Source organism: uncultured Campylobacter sp. (assembly GCF_937996225.1).
Lineage (GTDB): Bacteria > Campylobacterota > Campylobacteria > Campylobacterales > Campylobacteraceae > Campylobacter_B.
In genome coordinates this window covers 19,119-39,314 of the sequence record NZ_CALKTC010000017.1, presented here as the reverse complement: position 1 = coordinate 39,314, position 20,196 = coordinate 19,119, and the positions used below count along the sequence as shown (strand labels likewise).

General features: G+C 52.6%; 16 protein-coding genes. 6 read left to right on the top strand and 10 right to left on the bottom strand.

Annotated elements, in window-relative coordinates; all coding sequences use genetic code 11:
* The 5 genes from Q0174_RS02140 to Q0174_RS02120 form a co-directional block, all read left to right on the top strand.
* Positions 1-1,352 (top strand): PAS domain S-box protein (locus Q0174_RS02140; RefSeq protein WP_298041389.1); only part of this gene is annotated, 1,352 nt, incomplete at its 5' end.
* 169 nt (positions 1,353-1,521) lie between these two features.
* Complete coding sequence (locus Q0174_RS02135; RefSeq protein WP_298041388.1) at positions 1,522-2,856, top strand: PAS domain S-box protein; 1,335 nt, start codon at positions 1,522-1,524, stop codon at positions 2,854-2,856.
* A gap of 223 nt (positions 2,857-3,079) precedes the next feature.
* A complete protein-coding gene (gene topA / locus Q0174_RS02130) occupies positions 3,080-5,314 on the top strand; it encodes a type I DNA topoisomerase (RefSeq protein WP_298041387.1) in 2,235 nt (744 codons plus the stop codon).
* Complete coding sequence (locus Q0174_RS02125) at positions 5,311-7,014, top strand: metallophosphoesterase family protein (protein ID WP_298041385.1); 1,704 nt, start codon at positions 5,311-5,313, stop codon at positions 7,012-7,014. Before topA ends, Q0174_RS02125 begins: the two co-directional genes overlap by 4 nt.
* A 126-nt stretch (positions 7,015-7,140) precedes the next feature.
* Positions 7,141-8,280 carry a cation:proton antiporter gene (locus tag Q0174_RS02120; RefSeq protein ID WP_298041384.1) on the top strand — a complete coding sequence of 380 codons (1,140 nt, stop codon included), beginning with the start codon at positions 7,141-7,143 and terminating at the stop codon, positions 8,278-8,280.
* A gap of 126 nt (positions 8,281-8,406) precedes the next feature.
* Here Q0174_RS02120 and Q0174_RS02115 read toward each other — a convergent pair whose 3' ends face one another.
* Together Q0174_RS02115 and Q0174_RS02110 are read right to left on the bottom strand one after the other, a co-directional pair.
* Positions 8,407-8,856, bottom strand: coding sequence for a hypothetical protein (locus Q0174_RS02115; RefSeq protein WP_298041382.1), 450 nt, complete (start codon positions 8,854-8,856; stop codon positions 8,407-8,409).
* A 29-nt stretch (positions 8,857-8,885) separates the two neighbouring features.
* The gene (locus Q0174_RS02110; RefSeq protein WP_298041380.1) at positions 8,886-9,350 is read right to left on the bottom strand and encodes a hypothetical protein; all 465 of its coding nucleotides are present in this window, start codon (positions 9,348-9,350) and stop codon (positions 8,886-8,888) included.
* On the opposite strand from Q0174_RS02110, the gene Q0174_RS02105 reads away from it, so the two are divergent.
* Positions 9,325-9,585 (top strand): hypothetical protein, encoded by a 261-nt coding sequence (locus Q0174_RS02105; protein WP_298041378.1) that lies wholly within the window; start codon positions 9,325-9,327, stop codon positions 9,583-9,585. The genes Q0174_RS02110 and Q0174_RS02105 overlap by 26 nt on opposite strands.
* 164 nt (positions 9,586-9,749) lie before the next feature.
* Here the strand turns inward: Q0174_RS02105 and Q0174_RS02100 are convergent, their stop codons facing one another.
* The 8 genes from Q0174_RS02100 to argH all read right to left on the bottom strand — a co-directional run bounded on the left by Q0174_RS02100 (position 9,750) and on the right by argH (position 20,184).
* Positions 9,750-10,604 (bottom strand): universal stress protein, encoded by an 855-nt coding sequence (locus Q0174_RS02100; RefSeq protein WP_298041377.1) that lies wholly within the window; start codon positions 10,602-10,604, stop codon positions 9,750-9,752.
* 20 nt (positions 10,605-10,624) lie between these two features.
* The gene (locus Q0174_RS02095) at positions 10,625-12,739 is read right to left on the bottom strand and encodes a polyribonucleotide nucleotidyltransferase (RefSeq protein ID WP_298041376.1); all 2,115 of its coding nucleotides are present in this window, start codon (positions 12,737-12,739) and stop codon (positions 10,625-10,627) included.
* Complete coding sequence (locus Q0174_RS02090; RefSeq protein WP_298041373.1) at positions 12,723-13,442, bottom strand: phosphoribosyltransferase family protein; 720 nt, start codon at positions 13,440-13,442, stop codon at positions 12,723-12,725. Before Q0174_RS02090 ends, Q0174_RS02095 begins: the two co-directional genes overlap by 17 nt.
* Positions 13,442-15,700, bottom strand: a complete 2,259-nt coding sequence (locus Q0174_RS02085; protein ID WP_298041371.1) for an LPS-assembly protein LptD — start codon at positions 15,698-15,700, stop codon at positions 13,442-13,444. The genes Q0174_RS02090 and Q0174_RS02085 overlap by 1 nt, the downstream gene beginning before the upstream one ends.
* The gene (locus Q0174_RS02080; RefSeq protein WP_298041370.1) at positions 15,687-16,124 is read right to left on the bottom strand and encodes an RDD family protein; all 438 of its coding nucleotides are present in this window, start codon (positions 16,122-16,124) and stop codon (positions 15,687-15,689) included. The genes Q0174_RS02085 and Q0174_RS02080 overlap by 14 nt, the downstream gene beginning before the upstream one ends.
* Entirely contained in the window at positions 16,121-17,377 is a 1,257-nt protein-coding gene (gene purD, locus Q0174_RS02075; protein WP_298041369.1) for a phosphoribosylamine--glycine ligase, read from the bottom strand. Before purD ends, Q0174_RS02080 begins: the two co-directional genes overlap by 4 nt.
* A gap of 242 nt (positions 17,378-17,619) precedes the next feature.
* Positions 17,620-18,318 carry a uroporphyrinogen-III synthase gene (locus Q0174_RS02070; RefSeq protein ID WP_298041368.1) on the bottom strand — a complete coding sequence of 233 codons (699 nt, stop codon included), beginning with the start codon at positions 18,316-18,318 and terminating at the stop codon, positions 17,620-17,622.
* Positions 18,319-18,810: 492 nt separating this feature from the next.
* The gene (argH, locus tag Q0174_RS02065) at positions 18,811-20,184 is read right to left on the bottom strand and encodes an argininosuccinate lyase (RefSeq protein WP_298041392.1); all 1,374 of its coding nucleotides are present in this window, start codon (positions 20,182-20,184) and stop codon (positions 18,811-18,813) included.
* Positions 20,185-20,196: the final 12 nt, after the last annotated feature.

Sequence of the window (20,196 nt, the reverse complement as noted above, 5' to 3'; positions counted from 1 at the left end):
TGGAATACGTCGATGGCAACGAGCGCCGCTTCGGTGCCGAGGACCTGTTCTTCTCAACGACGGATACCAAGGGTGTCATTCGTAGGACGAATCGAGTCTTCGATTCGCTGTCCCGTTACAGCGCCGAAGAGCTCGTCGGCTCTCCGCACAACATTATTCGGCACGACGATATGCCCGCCGGTGCCTTCAAGCTCATGTGGGACGAGCTCGAGCAGGGGCGCTCCTCCTGCGTCTACGTGCTCAACCGGGCCAAGGATGGGCTGGACTACTGGGTCTTCGCCACAGTCGCTCCGCTGGCCGACGGCTACCTGTCCGTACGCGTGCGCCCGACCAACCACGCCATGTTCACACCCGTCAAGGAGATCTACGCCCGAGTGCGAGCCGCCGAGCGCGCCTATGCCGAGGAGGGGCACGGGCGCCGCGAGGTCGCCGAGCACGGGGCGGCGCTTCTGACCGATGAGCTGGCGGCCCTCCAGTACCACGACCTGCACAACTTCGCCCGGGCCGCGCTCCCGCGCGAGCTGGCCCTGCTGGTGGTCGAGGGCGTCCGGGTTCCGCCGCGCGCAGAGTCGGACAACCCCATGTCCGCCGTCCTCCAGGCCGTCGCCGCGATCGAGCGGGACACCGACGAGCTCATCTACCAGCTGGGGGAGTATCAGGAGCTCATCAACGGCCTGGGCTCCTGGGCCGGTGGTGTGCGCTCGGTCATCGACCGCGCCAACCGCGTGGGATCCCTCATGGAGGAGGTGACCAGTCTCGACGGCGAGTCCTCCGTCCCCACTGTCTCGGAGCGCGTCAAGGAGCGCGGTGCCCAGGCCGTCGAGGTGCTCCGCCAGCTCAACTCCTCCCTGGTCGCGCTCTACGAGGCGGCCTCCGAGGTGCGCTTCCGCAGCTCGATGATGCGTCTGCACACCCTGATGGCCGGTATCTTCGCCGCCGCCGTCCTGGACGGTCAGGAGGGGGAGTCCGCCGACGCCATCGGTGACCTCGCCGAGGCGATGCTCTCCGACCTGGAGGAGCTGGTTCCCTCCTGCCAGGAGGCCGCGAACCTGGCCGAGCGCCTGGAGGGTGACCTGCGCACCGTGGTCAGCAACCTCGACCGCGTCAAGCGGCCCTTCCAGCGCTGGATCCGCGCTCTCCAGGACGAGGGTGCCCAGGCCCTGGTCGACGGCGTCGACGCCGAGGCTGCCCTGCAGGAGGCCGTCACGGTGGGCGAGCAGGGCTTCCCGGAGACGGCCTCCCTGGCCGAGCTGGCGGCCAAGGCCCGCGGTGTCGTTGTGACCCTGGACGAGCCCGTCATTCGTGAGCGGGTGGCAACGGTGCGCGAGACCTTGAGCCACCTGGGGGAGTAGTTATTAGAAATCTACAAGATAGGTCCCAACTTACTGGTGACAATGTCATAAACAGCCTTCCGCGGGCCCGCGCGTGTCATTAAGGTTTTTCTGGCACTGTGTGAGGAGCTAAGGAAATAGTCCTCGACGAGGTGCTCCCGCGAACCATCTACCATGAAGGAGAGCACCCATGGAATCGCAGGTCGGGTACGAGCGTTTGTTCGATCCACAGGACATCTTCTTTTCCACCACGGACCTGAAAGGTGTTATTCAGAACACCAACAGGACCTTCGATACGCTGTCTCGCTACTCGCGTGAGCGTCTCATCGGGGCTCCGCACAACATCATTCGGCACCTGGACATGCCGGCCGGCCTCTTCCGCCTCATCTGGGACGACCTGCAGTCCCAGCGCCCGGCTTGCGGCTATATCACCAACCGTGCGGTGGACGGCTTGGACTACCGGGTCTTCGCCACGATCGTGCCGCTGCGTCAGGGGTATCTCTCGGTGCGGATCAAGCCGATGGACGCCGAGACCCGGAACAAGGTCGAGGAGGCCTACCGCCGGGTGCGCGCCAAGGAGCGCGACCTCGAGGCCCGGGGTGCCTCGCGTCATCAGCTCGGTGAGTTCGGCGGTCGCGAGCTGGCCACGGAGCTGACGGCCCTGGGCTTCTCCTCCCTGCACGACATGACCCTGGCGACTCTGCCGCGCGAGGTGGCCGCCCTGGTCGGCTCCGGGGTGCGCGTCCCGGCGGCCGCTCCCGAGAGCCTGGGCGCTGTTGCCCGGATCCTCAACACGGTGGCAGCCATGGAGAAGGACACTAACGCCCTGGTCTTCGAGCTCGACGAGTACCTGCGCCTCATCACCACCATGGAGGCCACCCACGGCTCTGTCCGGGCGGTGGAGGTGCGGGTGGGGCGCATCGGTCAGCTGGTCTCCCACGACGCCGGCAACGGCACCCAGACCAAGGCGCAGATGCTCGCTGAGCGCATCGCCGAGCTCACCGGGGCCGCGGGCTCGGAGCTGACCGGGCTGCCCTCGCGTCTGCAGGTCCTGCACCAGTCGGTCACCGAGCTGCGCTTCTCCGTGGCCCTCATGCGCCTGCTCACCCTCATGGTGGGGCGCTTCGCCCAGTCCATCCTCGATGGCACTGAGGTGGACGCCGTGCACTCCCTGACGGACCTGTGCGAGGCGCTGGAGTCCGGCTTCCGCGGCCTGGGGCCGGTGCTGCAGGCCGTGAGCACCCAGGTCGCCCAGCTCAACGACGCCCTGCGCACCGTGACCTCCAGCCTGGACCGCGCGGCCCGGCGCCTGGGGCAGTGGGTGGACCTGCGCGGCGGCGGGGCCGGCTCCTCGGGCTCGCCGATCATCGACGAGGTCGCCCAGCTCACCTCCCGAGGCTTCCCCGAGGTCCGCTCCCTGGCCGAGCTGGCCGCCGAGTGCCGCGGGCTGCACCTGCCCTACGACGAGAACGTCGCCGCTCAGCGCCTGGCGGCTGTGCGCAGCGCCCTGGCCGAGCTCATCTGAGACGAAAGTCGTTCTTCCGGACACGGCCTGGTTGGAAAAGGTGGGTGGTGCGTTACAGTCGGCTGGGAGCCGGCACGCGCCGACTCCCCACCGTCCCCCTTCGTCGGGGCCTCGGATCGCCCGGATCGTCACGATCCCGCGGTGATCTCCGGGGCCCGGCGACAACCGCCCGCAGACCCGCCAGCCGCGGCCAGCCGCGCACCACCCGTGAGGAAGGCTTTACGTGTCCACCAAGCTCGTCATCGTGGAGTCCCCCAACAAGGTGCGCTCCATCGCCGGCTACCTGGGTCCGGAGTTCGACGTCGAGGCCTCCGTGGGGCACATCCGCGATCTGCCGCAGAAAAAATTCGGCATTAAAATCAAAGATAAAAGCTTCGAGCCCGAATATGAAATCAGCGCCGATCACGATCAGATCGTAAAGCAGATAAAGACGCTCGCCAAAAAGGCGGATCAAATTTACCTCGCGACGGACGAGGACCGCGAGGGCGAGGCGATCGCCTATCATATCGCAGCTTCGATCGGCAAGCAGGCGGAGGATCTGCCGCGCATCGTATTTCACGAGATCACCAAAAGCGCGATCTCAAACGCGCTAAGCTCGCCGCGCAAGCTTAATATCGCAAGCGTAAACGCCCAACAAGCGCGTCGCCTGCTCGATCGCATCGTGGGCTATAAACTAAGTCCGCTTTTAAATTTAAAGATCCAGCGCGGCTTAAGCGCGGGTCGCGTCCAAAGCGCCGCGCTCAAGATCGTCGTCGATCGCGAGCGTGAAATTTTAAATTTTAAACCGGTAGAATTTCACAGCATCGACGCGGTTTTTAAGAAGGACTTGGAAGCCGAGCTCGTGGAATTTCGCGGCAAAAAGATGGAAAAGCTCTCGGTTAAAAACGCGGCGCAAGCTAGCGAGATCGTCCTGACGCTGCAAAAAGACAAATTTAGCGTAGAGAGTATTGAAAGCAAGTCGCGCAAAACAAACCCCTACCCGCCGTTTATGACCTCGACGCTACAGCAGGCGGCGAGCACGGCTCTGGGCTTTAATCCGCGCAAGACGATGAGCCTCGCGCAAAGCCTTTACGAAGGCGTCAATACCAAAAACGGCGGCGCGATCACCTATATGCGAACCGACTCGCTAAATATCGCTAAAGAAGCGATCGCGGCGGCTCGCGAGCTCATAGAGGAGCACTTCGGCGAAAAATATCTGCCCAAAAGCGCGAATTTATACGCCACCAAAAGTAAAGGCGCGCAGGAAGCGCACGAAGCGATAAGGCCTACCGATCTAAAGCTTACCCCCGAGCTCGCGCAAAAAATCCTGCCTCGCGACGAATACCGCCTTTACGCGCTCATCTACAACCGCTTCGTAGCCTCGCAGATGAGCCCTAGCGTCTCGCAGATTCAAACGATCATCGTGCGCGGCGAAGCGGGCACGTTTAAGATCAGCGGGCGCAAGGTGGAATTTGACGGATTTTACAAGGCTTACGGCGATCTGGATAAGGATAAAATTTTACCGAACTTCAATGCGGGCGACGTGATGAGCCTGCAAAGCCTAAGCTCGCAGCAGCATTTCACTGAGCCGCCGGCGCGCTATTCGGAAGCAAGCCTCATCAAAAAGCTCGAAAGCCTCGGCATTGGCAGGCCCTCGACTTATGCGCCTACCATCTCGCTGCTTACTGCGCGCAACTACGTAAATATCGAGCAAAAGCACCTGGTGCCGAGCGAGATCGCCTTTAAGATCACCGAGATGCTAGAGCAAAATTTTAAAAACATCGTCGATAGCGAGTTTACCTCCAAAATGGAGGAAAAACTCGACGATATCGCCGAAAACAAAGCGGACTGGCAGCAAATTTTGGCAGATTTTTACTACCCTTTTATGGACGAGATCGCCAAAGGAAAAACCTCGATCGCAAGCCAAAAGCTAGCCGAAAAGATCGGCGAAGCATGCCCGAACTGCGGTGGCGAGCTACTTAAGAGGCAGGGCAGATTTGGCGAGTTTATCGCTTGCTCGAACTATCCGAAGTGCAAATACTCCCGCAACGCAGACGCCAGCGCCGAGGGGGCGAGCGAAGAAAAGGCGGCGCCCGAAGTGTTAGATGAAAAATGCCCGCAGTGCGGTAAAAATTTGATCAAGCGTAAGGGCAGATACGGCGAGTTTATCGCTTGCGAGGGCTATCCGAAGTGCAAGTACTCGCGCAAAATCGAGGGCGCGGCGAAGGAGAAAAAACCGCTCATCTCCACCGGCGTTAAGTGCCCGAGCTGCGGCACGGGCGAGATCGTCGAGCGCTTCTCTAGACGCGGCAAATTTTACGGCTGCACAAACTACCCTAAATGCGGCTTTGTGAGCAACTACGCGCCGATTGCGCGCGCGTGCCCGCAGTGCGGCAACTCATACATGCTCCGCAAAGAGCTGAAAAAAGGCAACTTCGCCGAGTGCCCGCAGTGCAAGCTTAAAGAAGAGATCGATTGATAATAGGCGTCATCTCGGACTCCCACCCTGAAACGGAGGTCGCGGCAAGCGCCATAGAGTGGCTGCTCGCGCGCGGAGCGGATCTGCTCGTGCATGCAGAGGGCATCGTCGAGAGCGAGACGCTGAGGCTTTTGCGACAAAGCGACAAGCCCTACTTCGCGGTTTTAGGGAACAACGACGAGGCGCTTGCGGAGCTAAAAAATGAGTTTAACCTACGGGGTGGGCCCTTCTGCACGGAGTTTGCCGGGCTGCGACTAAAAATAATGCACCATCCGTTTTATCTCTTTGACGAGGAGCCCGCGGTGCAAAATGAAGCAGACAGGCCAAGCTTCGCCGCGGATTTTGGCTTTCGCACAGACACGGATCGCGCGGTAGATTCTCGCAGGAATTCCGGCGCGAGCCTAGCTAAAAATTTAAGCTTAAGCGACGAAGCAAATCGCAGCGCAAATTTAGACTCAAACTGCAGAGCAGATCGCGGGAAAATTTTAATCGCAAATTCTAAAGTAGCGGATCACGTAATAAATTTAACCGCACCGAGCGTGAGCTTAAATTTGACTGTAAGTTCAGGCTTGGACGCAAACGACGAAGGCAAAAATTCCGTCCGAAATTCTAAATCAAATTTCTCCGCCGCAGATTTAGACATAAACCCATACTCGGGCGCTACGCGAAATTCTACGCCGATACGGGTCGCAAGCGGCGTGGCATATCAAAGCCCCATCACAAAAATAGGGGCTGTAAATCCCATCGTAGATAAAAATTACCTGACGGCGGCGTATCGAGGCTTTATTACGATAAGCTCGAGCTACGACGCACAAAATTTTACCCTTTATTGCGGCAAAAATTCCGACCGAAGCCAAAGCGAAAATTCTGCGCCCGCAATCCTTAATCAAATTCCAGGCGCTCTTATCTCGAGCAAAAATTTCTCTCCGAGCTTCGCCGCACCCAATCTAAAATCTACGCTACGCAGCAGTAAGAATTCTATCCAAAATCTCAGCGGGAATTCCGTTCAAAATTCTAATTCCGCAGCTCAAGCCACGCAGGATTTAAACTTTGCGGCGGCATATCAAAGCTCTATCCTCACGGCACCGAGCGCAAAATCCGCTTCTCTTCCAAATTCCGTGCTGCCTCAGAATTTTACCTCCTCGCAAAACTCCGCCTCATCGCAAAATTTCGTCCTACCGCCAAACTCCGCGAGAGAGGGCTGCAAAACGCCACTCAGATATATTAAAATTTACGATCGCACCAGTTTTTTCGCTGCGGTAGCGGATCACTATGTCACATCGATGGATTACCGACGATATGGCAACGGCGAATCAAAAGGACTTACCGATAAGCGGGGTATATCAAAAAACGGCACATCGGCGAATGGTCGCAGCGTAACGACAGATTGCCACAGCACATCGGCGCACCAAAATAGCGCGATGAGAAATCAAAACACCGCGGCGATGGATTGGTGCGACGTATCGATAGATAAAAACGCTACGGCGGCATATCGGCAAAATTACGCAGCAGTGAGTTATTACCACATGGCAGTGAATCAAAACACTTTAGCGGCGCCAAATTTAAATTTACGGCGCGCTCGTGCTAAATCCGGGCGAGATTTGCGGGCGCAAAAAGCGGCTTTTCGATTTGCCTGTGTTGTGGTGCAAGAGCGAAAATTGCGCGCATCTCGTCTCCGTTCGCAGCGCAAAGAACTATAAAGCGACCGAAAGGAAGTCTTAAAATGATACGAAAAGCCCCTGGGCAGCCAGAGAAAATGCTAGAAAGATGCGAAAAAATTCTAAAGCAGTGCGGAGAAAATCTAAAAGGATGCGAGGCCAAAGCATATGAATGAAATTTACATCCTAATCGCGCTATCGTTTTTGATCTTTGCTTCGCCATTTTTGGCTAGCTTAGCTAGAATTCCGCTCTCGCCTATGGAGATTATGCTCGGCATCATAGCTGCAAATTTAGGGCTTTTGCCGCCAAGCGCGACCTTCGATCTAGCCGCGCAGATCGGCTTTTGCTACCTTATGTTTTTGGCGGGCTGCGAGGTGGATTTCCGCGCGCTGCTTGCGATGCCGCGCAAAATTTTGCGGCTGATCCTAATCTTTTTGGCGCTGCTTTATATCCTAAGCGCGCTTGCGGTTTGGATGTTTGAACTGCCGCAGATGCTTATCATCGCAGCGCCTCTGATGAGCGTCGGGCTGCTTTCGGCGCTGTATAAGGAATACGGCAAAGATCAAGCGTGGCTCAATCTCGCAATGCCCGCGGGCGTGATCGGCGAGCTTATTAGCATCGCCGCCCTCACGGTGGGCGGCATCTACCTTAAAAACGGCTTCGGCGTGGAGATGGTGCTTCATATCGGCGCGCTTTTGGGCTTTTCGGTAGCAGCCCTTGCGGTTTTTAAAGGGCTTGAAATTTTATTTTGGTGGTTCCCCGCGCTAAAAACGGTCATCATGCCCAAATACGACAAAAATGAAAAGGACGTGCGATTTGCGATGGCGCTGTTTTGCCTCATCTGCGCCGGAGTAATGCTTTTGGGGCTTGAGGTCGTCATCGGCGCCTTCATCGCAGGCACCTTTCTGCCGACCTTTTTCTCGCACAAGGACGACCTCATCGAAAAGCTATCGTCGTTCGGCTTCGGCTTTTTAGTGCCGATATTTTTCATACACACCGGAGCGGTGATCAAGCTTGAGGCGCTCCTTATGCCCGGAGTGATGAGCTTCGCCGTAAGCCTAGCGGCGCTGATGTTTGGCATCAGACTGCTTGCGAGCGCTACGTTTTTAAGCACCCTGGGGCGCAAAGGCGCGGTGCTTTTCGCGCTATCACTATCTATGCCGCTAACCCTCGTCATCGCCACGGCGACGCTTTTTTACTCCACCGCCGCGATCTCGCAAGAGATATACTTCGCGATGATCATCGCCTCGCTCATAGAGGCGCTCGCGTCGATGATTTTGATAAATTTTATTTACAAGAAATTTTAGGGCGGGAATTTTAGAATTTTAAGATTATAGGATTTTGGAATTATAGGATTTTAAAGTCCTATGAAATTCTAGAATTCTATGAAATTTGATTTGATGCGGGGCTAAGATGGAGTTAAATTTAAAGCTCTATTTTACGCCGCGATCGGTTAAATCTTGGAGTTCCATAGTGTAGTTTTCTTTTTGCCATGTTCCGGCATAGCCATAAACTTTCAAAATTTTGAATAGTAAAGCTACTATATCCTTTTTAGAAAGAGTATTTGTGGTTTTTGGAGTCAATTCCAAAAGTTGCCAAATTCTATGAAGCTTTTTACCTTCATCAAATATATAATCCAATGTGACTTCAATAATTTCACCTTTATGATATAAAATCCAAATGCCTTTAGCAAGGCTTGCATGATCATATTCTGGATCAGGAAAACTATATACTGGCATTAGCCAACAATCCGCATCTCGATCAATGGTCCAATCGAGCTCATTAATGAAAGTCTCATAGTATGGATTATATTTGTAGTAAATTTCGCTCAATCCATACTTCTCATCATCCTCTTTGGTGATGATTGCATTTTCAAACGCCATTCTCTCCTCCTCAAGAAATTTTAATAATTTTAGATTTTATGATCAGTTAGATCTTGGAGTTCCATAGTGTAGTTTGGCTCCTCTCCGAACAAATCACGATCTCTATATACCTCTAAAATTTCTTTTAGTAAATACAAAATATCTTGCTTACTAAGATTTTGCGTATGATTTGGTTTTAAATCTAGGAGTTTCCAGATTCTATGAAATTTTTCTGGTTTTAAAGTTCTGTTTATAATAATTTCATAATCCATAATTACCTCTAGTAATTCATCATTATAATATAGAATCCAAATAGTCTCTGTACTAAGCGCATGATCAAACTCATTACTAGGAAAGCTATAAAGACACCACATCCAACAATTTCTACTTTTGTCAATAGTCCATTTTCGTTTGTTAATAAATTCTTTATACGGCGGATTATATTTATAAAATATTTCACTCAATCCATACTTCTCATCATCCTCTTTAGTGATAATTGCATTTTCAAACGCCATCTGCGCTCCTTGGAATTTAAAATTTAGCGTGCAAGCGGAAATTTCAAGTGCAAATTTATGCGAAATCCGCGACGCAGCCGAAAACGGCAAGCATAGAAATTCTAAATTCGCCGCGCTTAAAGGTAGACCTACGAGCTTGCCGCGACCGCTAACTCTGCTCGCCGCGGATATATTTGCTCCGCTAGCCGTAGCAAAGCAAAAGCGGCTAGTCAGCAAAGCTAGCGGCGAAAATTAATCGTAACCCATCCGCAAAATGACAAACCGCGCGATTTGCGGACGGACTAGCAAAGTCACGACGAGCCGATTAAAATTTAAGCTTTAGCTTGCGGCACTTAAAAGCCGACTTAAGCTTAGACGCGGTACGGGCGGTGTGCCGCGACACGGCGCCTAAGCTTTAAGCTACATTAAGACCGGAATTTTGGTCTTTTGCAGGAAGTATTTCGACGCGCCGCCTAGGAATATCTCCTTGATGCCGCTGTCTGAGTGCAAGCCCGCGACGATGAGGTCGAAATCGCCCGCATCGGCGTACTCTAGCAACACCTGCCCCGGGATCTTGCCCTCGACGTTCAGTGCCTCGAAAACGTCGATTTTAACGTCGTGCAGAGCCAAATAATCGCTTATGCGGCGCTTCGTTTCGGAAACATCGTCTTGAAGATAGTGGTTTGCGGTGATGACGGTGACGGATTTGGCATGCTGTAAAATCCCCAGCCAATTATCGAGCGCTCGCGCAGACGCCGCAGTACCGGTAAGCGAGACCAAAATTTTATCCGCCCTAAACTCCTTCAGCTTGCGCGGTATGACGATGCAAGGCTTGCCGCTTTTGGTGACCGCCGCCTCGAACGTGCCCGTGATAGAGCCGGTAGGCGGCACCGAAACCAGCACCAAATCACAATATTTGGAGTATTTCTCCACTAGCTCGGAGCGGATGCCCACCATATGCCTCAAAGCGGCGCTATTTGGGACGTGATCGTCGTCGTTTTGATCCAAATCGAGCTTGGCGCATTCGGCGTCGAATATCGCCCTGATCTCCTCGCGCTCCGCTCTCATCTCATCGCCCGCGGATTTTAAAAATTCCTCCATCAGCACGCCGCCTTTTAGCGTCATGCGGACGTTGTAGATCATCTTAGGATCGAGCTGGCACGCCATTATGTTGATGTGCGTACCGAAAAATTTATTTACGAGCAGCGCTCCGCGTATGCGCTCTGCCAGCTCCTCGCCGCCGCCGATAGGGAAAAAAATCTTTTTAAGCTGCATCTCATACTCCTATTAAAATTTTAAGCTAATTCCAGTGAAATTTTAGTGCCTTTCTGATCGGTCACGCGCACTCGCACCACATCGCCCGCCTTGTAAGGCGTCGTGATAAATTTAGCGCGCAGTAGCCCGTCCACGCCGTCTCGTAGCGAGATGAAGGTACCGAAATCCAGCACGCTTTGCACCACGCCGTCAAACTCCTCGCCGATCTGAAATTTTACCTCTTTGCGCTCATTGCGCGGCTTGCGAAAATCGCGAGAATTTGAGACTATCGATAAAATTTTCTCTTTCGCGCCCGATACGCCGCCCGATTTTGCGCCTTGGATCTTGACCTCGCCCTTTTCGCGATCCAGATCGATATTTACGCCGAAACTTTCGGTGATCTCTTTGATGACCTTGCCGCCCTGACCGATGATGTCGGGAATTTTACTCGGATCGACGCTAAAAATTTCAAGCTTCGGAAGCACATCTTCATTTATGATGATCGCTGCGTCCGCCTGCTCCATTATGCCCAAAATATGCGCGCGAGCCTGCTTTGCCTGCGCTAGAGCCTCTTTTAAAACCTCCAGGCTGATGCCGCCGAGTTTGATATCCATCTGAAGCGCGGTGATGCCCTCGTAGGTGCCCGCGACCTTGAAATCCATATCGCCGTCGTGATCCTCAAGCCCCATTATGTCGGTTAGCACAGCGTGTTTTTCGCCCTCAAAAATCAAGCCCATCGCCACGCCCGCGACGAGCTTTAGCGTAGGCACGCCCGCTGCGCGCAATGAAAGTGCGCCGCCGCAGACCGAAGCCATCGAGCTTGAGCCGTTGCTCTCTAAAATTTCGCTCACCACGCGGATAGACTGCGGCGAGTTTAGATCGATACTCGGATATAGCGCTCTTTTGGCTAAATTTCCATGCCCTAGCTCGCGTCTGCCAGGGCTTCTGAGCGGACTTGCTTCGCCGACGCAAAAGCCCGGGAAGTTGTAGTTAAACATAAATTTATCGTTGATCGGCTCGAGCTGCGTTAGGCTGTCGCTTAGCTGCGCATCGCTATCGCCGCCCAGCGTGGTGACGACCAAAGCTTGCGTCTGCCCGCGCGTAAATAGGCAGCTTCCGTGCGCGCACGGCAGGATATTTGTCTCGATACTGATCGGGCGCACCTCATCAAGCGCGCGTCCGTCGGCTCTGCGGCGATCCTCGATGATCTGCGCGCGGATGATGCCGCGCTTATACTTGCCGATGACGCTGGAGATCACCTCTTGGCTCCATTCGTTTTGCGCCGCGACCTCGGTAGTTAAAATTTGATCTACGATTTTGTTTAGCTCGGTAGCGCGCTCGCTCTTTGCCATCTGATTGATCGCCGCTTTAACGGCGTCTTTATAATTTGCGTCAATGAAGTCCGCAATATCCTCATCCTCGATCTCGGGTTTATACTCTAGGCTCGCATCAGGCTTTTTAAGCGGCAAAAAAGCCTCTTCGTAAGCGTTTGAACCTGCGCTTATCGCCTTTGCGGCAAAATCGATCGCATCTACCATCAGATCTTCGCTAAATTCATTCATCTGCTGCGCGCCGCCATTAATCTGCGGCAAGGAGCGCATCTCGATCATCAAAAGCTCATCGCCGACGCCCGCTACATAAAGATCGAGCGCGCTAGCTTTAAGCGCGGAGTTGCTCGGATTTAAGATGAAGCTTCCGTTTTGATAACCTATGCGCACGCCGCAAACGGGCGCTTTAATCGGGATGTCGCTAAGATACAGCGCCGCAGACGCCGCATTAAGAGCGACGACTTGCAGATCGACTTCGGGATCTGCCGATAGCACGTAAACTACGATCTGCGTCGGATACGCATAACCTTTTGGAAAGAGCGGGCGCAGCGAGCGGTCTATGATGCGGCTGGTTAGCGTCTCAAAATCGCCCGGCTTGGTCTCGCGCTTGATGTAGCCTCCGGGGATTCTGCCCGCCGCGTACATCTTCTCGATATACTGCACGGTAAGGGGCAAAAAGTCCTCCTGCACCTGCGTCTCTTCACGCGCTACGGTAGCTAGCACGACGGTATTTTTTACGCGCAAAAGCGCCGCGCCCGCGGCTTGCTTTGCGACCTTATTGATATCGAAAATTTCGGTATTGCCATTTACTTCAATTTTGCACTGCATTAATTTTCTCCTTATTTTTGTTAGTCTCGTGAAACGGCAGATAAAGCGGGCATTTGTTTAAAATTTGCATTATCTCCTCCGTGCTTGAGAGCGTTTTTTCTTTGTAATAAAAATCCACATTCACAAAGTCTCTGATCTTGTGAACGGCATAAATTCCATCTACTAGCATGGCGATCTCATCTGCATTATCGCTACCGATAACGGGCGTAGCGTAAAAGATCGCTTTGGCGTTTAAGCTTACGAGCGTCTTTATGCAAGTAAGTGCAGTCAGCCCGCTCTCACACCCCTCATCTACCAAGATGACGTTTTTTTTCTCTAAATTTCCCAAAAGCTCGCCCTTGCGAAATTTATACATGTTTTTTAAAATTTTCTCCTCATAAAGTCTGTTCGCCTGCCCGTAAACGTAATCCAGGCTGATGCCGAAGCTTCGCACGAGCTCATCTACCATCACGATCTCTTGGGTTTCGCTTACGCACGCGATCGCGCATTCAGGATTATTTGGCGCTAAAACAGGCTCTGTGAATAAAAACTCATAAGCAAGCCCTAGTTTTAGAGCAAGATGGTTTGCGATAGGAAGCGACTCCAGGGATTGAGCGATTATCAGAAAATTTTCGTTTTTGATCACGGTAGCGGGTAAAATTTCTGCGAGTTTCATCGCGGCGTCGATTTGGTTTTCAAACATCAGCTCAGCTCTAGGCGTCATTATTTTTCGCTTCCGTATTCGCTATCGACCGAAAAATCATACCCTACTCCGCCGAACGGATAGAAATTTACGAGAAAGTAAATTCCGCGCTCCTTGCTTGCTTTGCTATAGCCAGTCGTACTGGTATTTTTAGGCTCGATATCCTCTTGATACACAAAAGAGTAATTCCAACACTTGCGCGTATGAGAAAGCCCCACGCGCCACATTTTAGAATAAGATCGCTCTAAGTCGTAATCCCAACGCCCAAAAATTTTATTATTCCTAGGCAAATTTACCGAAGCATTTACGATGCTGTAGTTATCTTTCGTATAGCGTTTAGGCTCCATGCTTAGCTTTTCGTATTCGTAAGCGTGGCTGAGTCCAAAGCTAAAATCGTCGTTGGAGTAGTTGGCGTAGGTATAGACCTTATCGAAGCTTTTATATTTATGTGAGTAGGTAAAGCGGTTTCCGATATTTAGCCCATTTGCAAAATACGCATCGATGCGGTGTTCTAAATCATCGAACTCGTGATCATCGAAGTCATATCGCTGCTTGACACTATGGCGTAAGAATTTACGTCCGTCTTCATTATAAAAAAACTGCGTCATACTTAAAGCTGCATTTTCGTGGGTGTATTCGTCACTAAGCTCGCTTAAGAAGTTATCCTCCCAATAAAGCGAGTCTTGCAAGTTACCTAGCCGCGAGCGATCTACTGCACCGCGAGCAAGGTCGTATTTATACTGATGATACTTTAAAATTCTATCCTCGATGTCGCCTTGCTGCCATCCGGGAATTCTAAAATCCGCCCTCCAGCTCATCGTATGATATAAGCTATCGTAAGCCCTGGCTACGTCGGTGTAGAGTGAAAGCTCGGTGTATTGATTAGCATAGAAAGTGCTTTTATCCTCGCCAAGATCGCCGTTTGCGTAGTAGAATTTATCGTGCCAATCGATATTAGTCATATACACTCGCTCGGTAAAGGCGAAATTTAAATAATCCGCCAGTAGTGGCGTGCTTATACTAATCGGCACGTCAAACTCGTATTGGCGAGCAGTCGCGCCCTCCCATCTGGTATAATTACGCGCTTTTGCATCAAGCGAATAGATCAAATTTGGCAGCCCCAAATCATTGCTAAATTTATGATATTGCAGCGTCGGAAGCTCTTGGACGGTATCTTCGTTGCGGAAAGTATTATCGGCGTTTAGCTTGCTTGTATCGATGTAGTAGCGTCCGTAAGCGCCAAAATAGTGCTCGTCTGAGGTCAAATAATAATTCAGCCGTGAAGTTACGAGCGAGTTATCCGCATCGTTGCCAAGACCTCCCTTTTCCTTCAGATCGTAGTATTCAAGGTCGTTTAGCTGAGTAAAATCGATCCATAAATTTTCGCGCAGATCGCCATCTAGCAGATAGGTTGCAAGCTTGCTGCGATCGTATTGAACTTCAAAGCCGTGATGGCGCTCGTTTTTGTATTCAAGGCGTTTTTGCGCCCTCGAGAAGTTATCGAAAACTCCGCCTCTAATCTCGCCGTAAGAATACGGCGACTCCGTAAATCGAAATGTCCCGTATACGCCAAAGCCCCTTCTGCTGCGCACCTGCGGATCGAGCTGAAAATCCCAGCTATCGTAAGGCGCAAAATAGATCGGTTGCTTGTAGTAAATCCCTTCCTTGCTGATGTAGCCGGCCTCGGGAGGCAGCAAGCCCGTGCGACGCGTACGGTCGGTCGGGAAGCCGAAATACGGCAGATAGAGCACCGGCACATCACCTACGTAAAATCTTGGATTAAAAAGATGGAGGAATTTGCTCTCTTTATTTAGCATGCCGCTGCTAAATTTAATACGCCAATCAGGATCGGTGACATTGCAGCTAGATACGCTGGAGCCCTCCACGCGGTAATACTCGCTATCGCTGCAGCTGGCGTCGTTTTGCATCCAAAGCTCGGAGTCCTTGTCCATCATAAAATTTACGTCGGCTTGCTGCTTGTCGTTTTTCAGATCGATTTTGACATATTCGGCGCGGGTGGTTTCGCTGCTGCCGCGCATCGCATTGACGTTACCAAAAAGCTCAATGATGCCGTTTTGCTCGTCGTATGTAGCGCGATCGGCGGTGATGAAGTAGTCCTGCGAATACACCGTTACGTTGCCACTAGCCTCCGTCAAAAAGCCGTTTTTCTCGACATTATCTGCTATAAGCTCGACGTCTTGGACCTTTGCGCTCACACTACTTACTAAAAGAGCGCTAAAACTAAGCGCTAGAATTTTAAATTTTTTACTCTTTTTCAATCTCTACCACCAATGTTTTCGCCGCCATATCATGCAGGCTCTGACGCGAGTTCGTAAAAAGCGCCACCAAAAATCCCATATAAAAGATCATCTCGCTTATCAACCTAACCGCCGCACGGATCGCCGCCGTAGCGATATCCATGTCGCCGCCGCCAGCGCGGACGCAATAAATTTTAACCGTGAGCTTGCCTAGCGTCGCGCCGTATAGATAGACAAAAATCGCCTGATATAAAAATTTTATTATCGCGTAATGCAAAATGAATTTTGAAGCGATCTTTTGTACCTCAAGATTGCTTCCGCTCTGCGCCGCAGCCATGATCTCGGGCTCGTCGATGACAAGCAGCACGATAGTAAAAAGCGTCGCTAAGATGATCTCATCGATACCAAATGCGATTACGCGCTTGCCAAGCGGAGCGACGATCAAATTTTATCTCTTAAGGCTTGATACGCGATATCGCGCCTATACTGCGCGCCGCTAAATTTTATATTTTCGCACAGCGCGTAAGCCGCGTCCCGCGCCTGCTTTAGGCTCTGTGCGACACCCACGCTTACCAAAACACGTCCGCCGCTAGCGTAAATTTGCCCGTCCCGCTCGCTCACGCCTGCATAGCAGATATGCGCTCCCGCGGGAATTTCGCCGACCTCGATCAAAGCAGGCTGCGAAGAGCCGTAAGGGTAGCGCTCGCTAGCCATCACGACGCCTACCGCAAATCGCTTTTTTAAGCTTATGCTGTTTAGCTTGCCTACGGCGGCGTTGTATAAAATTTCGCTCAAATTTCCGTCAATTAGCGGCATCAAAACCTCGCACTCCGGATCTCCGAAGCGCACGTTGTACTCCAGCACATAAGGCTCGCCGCCCACGATCATAAGCCCCACGAACAGCACGCCGCAAAAGGGCGCACCCCGCCGCCTCATCCCTTTTAGCGTAGGCGCTACGATCTCGCTCTGTACTCTTTTTATCAGCGCGGTATCCGCCAAAGGGCTTGGCGCATAAGCTCCCATGCCGCCGGTGTTCGGACCCAGATCGCCGTCAAGCAGCTTTTTATGATCCTGCGCTACGGGCAGACTTACGAAATTCTCCCCGTCGCAGATCGCAAAAAAGCTCAGCTCGAAGCCCTCTAAAAACTCCTCCACGACGACGCGCTTGCCCGCTTCGCCGAAACTTTCGCCGCTTAGCATATCCGCGGCGGCTTTTTTAGCTTCATCTTTGGAATTTGCGATGATGACGCCCTTGCCCGCGCACAGGCCGTCCGCTTTGACCACGACGCGACCGTCTAGGGTATCGATAAATTTTGAAATTTCGGATAGATCGTTGCTGCTTAGGAATTTTGCGGTTTTAATATGATTTCGCGCCAGAAAGTCCTTCATATAGGCTTTGGAGCCCTCAAGCTTCGCCGCGGCGGCGCTAGGACCGAATATGGCAAGACCTTGCGCTTTGAAAATATCCACGATACCTTTTGTAAGCGGCTCTTCGGCGCCCACAATGGTAAGAGCTATATCGTTGTTTTTGGCAAAGAGCGCGAGCTCATTAAAATCTTTTAAATCTAAATTTTTACCGAGCGCCTTCGTAGCGCCGTTTCCCGGAGCAAAATACAGATTTAAAACGTTTTTATCCTCGCGAAGTCTTAGCCCGATCGCGTATTCTCTACCGCCGCTGCCGATTATTAGGATATTCAATGAAGCCTCCGTAACGTAAAAAACCCAAGTGAGCGTTGCGTAAAAAGAATCGGCTCAAACAAAGCCAATCTTGCAACTAGGAAAAATCTCTAGGTCGCAACCCGTAACTTTAAAAAAGCTCGAGCCGAGCCGCGTCACACGGACCTCTCACGTCGTCGCTTATACAAATATGTTGAACCCTCATATAAAACGCTCTCGCTTCACCCAGGCTTGGGCAAAATTATAGTCTAAATTTGCTTAAACTATGGCAAAAGCGCCAGATCGACGCAGGATTTTATCGACATTCTTTCGCAGATTATCGGCTCGCAAAACTCGCTCAAAACGCTCGCCGTCGTCCTGCCGATACAGATCGCCCTGTAGCCCCCGTCCCAGCCGAAATTTGCGGTAAAGCCGCGGACGTTTTTAGGCGAGGTAAAAATCAGCGTGCTGCCTTGCGGCGGCTTTGCGGCGGCAGGCAGACTAAGGACGCAATTTTCATAGGCGATCACGCTTTGCAGCCGCACGCCGGCGCTAGATAGAATTTGCTCCAGCTTTGATACCGTCTGCCTCGCGCGCAGATACAGTGCGTCTCTACCCCTTAGAAGCGGCGCGATCTCCGCGGCAAACTCGTTTCCGTGCCCGTGCCGCGCCGTATAAATGCCGCGAAATCCAAACTCGCGCGCAGCCGCAGCGCACGGCTCGCCGATAGCGTAAACGGGGATATCTAAATCAGGCGAAATTTCATTAAATTTTATCGCCGCTACCGCATTTTTGGAGGTAAAAATTAGCGCGCCGATCTGCGCAGGCAGGCTAAATTTGAGAAATTTTATCTCGCAAACCGCAAGCTGCCTCACCTGTGGATGCTCAAATCTCGTATTAGACACCAGATATATCAAAACGCCCTCCATGTTTAAATTTGCTTCGATTAAATTCCACTCTCGAAAAATCCGATCCGCCGTCATTAATCTTTGAGCTCAAATTCAATTCTACTCCGCGCCGCCTTCGGCGCCGATAAAAACCTGCCGCGAGACCCACGCGCGTTTTTCAGTCGCACTTAAACAACCTAGCGGCGGCACGCTTTTTTAAAATTTTATCTCATGCCTAAATTTGTAACCAAGCACTCCACTTTGCGCCGACTCGGTCTTTTAAATTTAACTTTATAACCTCAAGCGCCTGCTCTAAAGCCAGTTTAGGGCGCGCTGTCATTTTAAATTTACGCAGCAATTACCCGCGGCGAGTGCTTAAAACACTACCGTCTAGCCCGCTCCACACAGACCGCCGAAGTTTCAAATTTAAAGACACGACTGCGAAATTCTAAAATTTCGCCGCTTTAGCCCTCAAATTTCAATATCGGGCCCTATCCGTCTATTTCGCAGGTCACAAGCGATACCGCCTCGCCCAAACTTAGCACCAAATTTCGCCCGAGCATCCGTGCGGTACTTAGCTCCTTAAATTTAGCCCTTCAGCCACCCGTTTAAAATTTCAATCTGCGCCGCCACGCTCTCGTTCGCCGTACCTCCTTGCGACTTGCGCGCCTCCTTAGAAGCGTTTAGATCAAGAAATTTAACCGCACCCGCGCCCAAGCTTTCATCCACGCTTGCAAGCTGCTGCGCATTTAGCTCGCTCAAATCCAGGCCCAAATTTTCAGCATACGCCACGGCCTTGCCCGTGATAAAGTGCGCCCGGCGAAAGGGCACATTTTTCTCCCGCACGAGATAATCCGCCAGATCGGTCGCCGTGAGGTGCCCGCGGCGCGTCATTGCGAGCATATTTTGCTCGTTAAATTTAGCCGTTTTTAGCATCTGTTTTAAAATTTCAAGGCTCGCAAGCGCCGTAGCGACGCTATCAAAAACGCCCTCCTTGTCCTCCTGCATATCCTTGTTGTAAGCTAGCGGCAACCCCTTCATCACCGTTAGCAGCGCGACGAGATTGCCGTTTACGCGCCCAGTTTTGCCGCGGATGAGTTCGGCGACGTCGGGGTTTTTCTTCTGCGGCATGATCGAGCTACCCGTGCTGTAGGCATCGCTGATCGTGACAAAGCCAAACTCCTGCGAGCTCCACAAGATGAGCTCCTCGCACAGGCGCGACGCATGCGTCATCAGTACGCTTACGTTAAACAAAATCTCAAGCGCGAAATCGCGGTCGCTGACGCTGTCCATCGCGTTTGGCGTCACTCCCGCAAACCCCAGCTGCTGCGCGACTAGCTCGCGATTTATCGGATGCGGCGTGCCGGCAAGTGCAGCCGAGCCCAGCGGGCAGAGGTTGTTTCGCTCGCGCGAGCTGGCAAAGCGCTCGTAGTCGCGGCGAAACATAAACGCGTAAGCGAGCAGATGATAGGCAAGGCTCACGGGCTGGGCGTGCTGAAGGTGCGTGTAGCCGGGCATCAGCGTGTCTGCGTGCCCGCTAGCTATATCTCGCAGAGCCTCTACTAGCTCGCGGATTTTTTCGGCGAGCGCAGCGCCGCTTTTAAGCACGTAGAGGCGAAAATCAAGCGCGACCTGATCGTTTCTGCTGCGCGCGGTGTGCAGCCTACCGCCAAGATCGCTTCCGATGAGCTCGCTTAGGCGCTTTTCGACCGCCATGTGGATGTCCTCGTCGGCGGTTTTAAACTCAAATTTACCGCTTTTTATCTCCTCAAACACGGCGTCAAGCCCCGCTACGATCTTTTCGCTCTCGTCAGGCTTTAAAATCCCGCAGGCGCCCAGCATTCTTGCGTGCGCCTTGCTGCCTGCGATATCCTCCTGCCAAAGCGCCCTATCAAAGCCGATCGAGGCGTTAAACTCCTCCAAAAGCGCCGAACTCGCCCCGCTAAAGCGCCCTTCCCACATTTTTTTCACGCT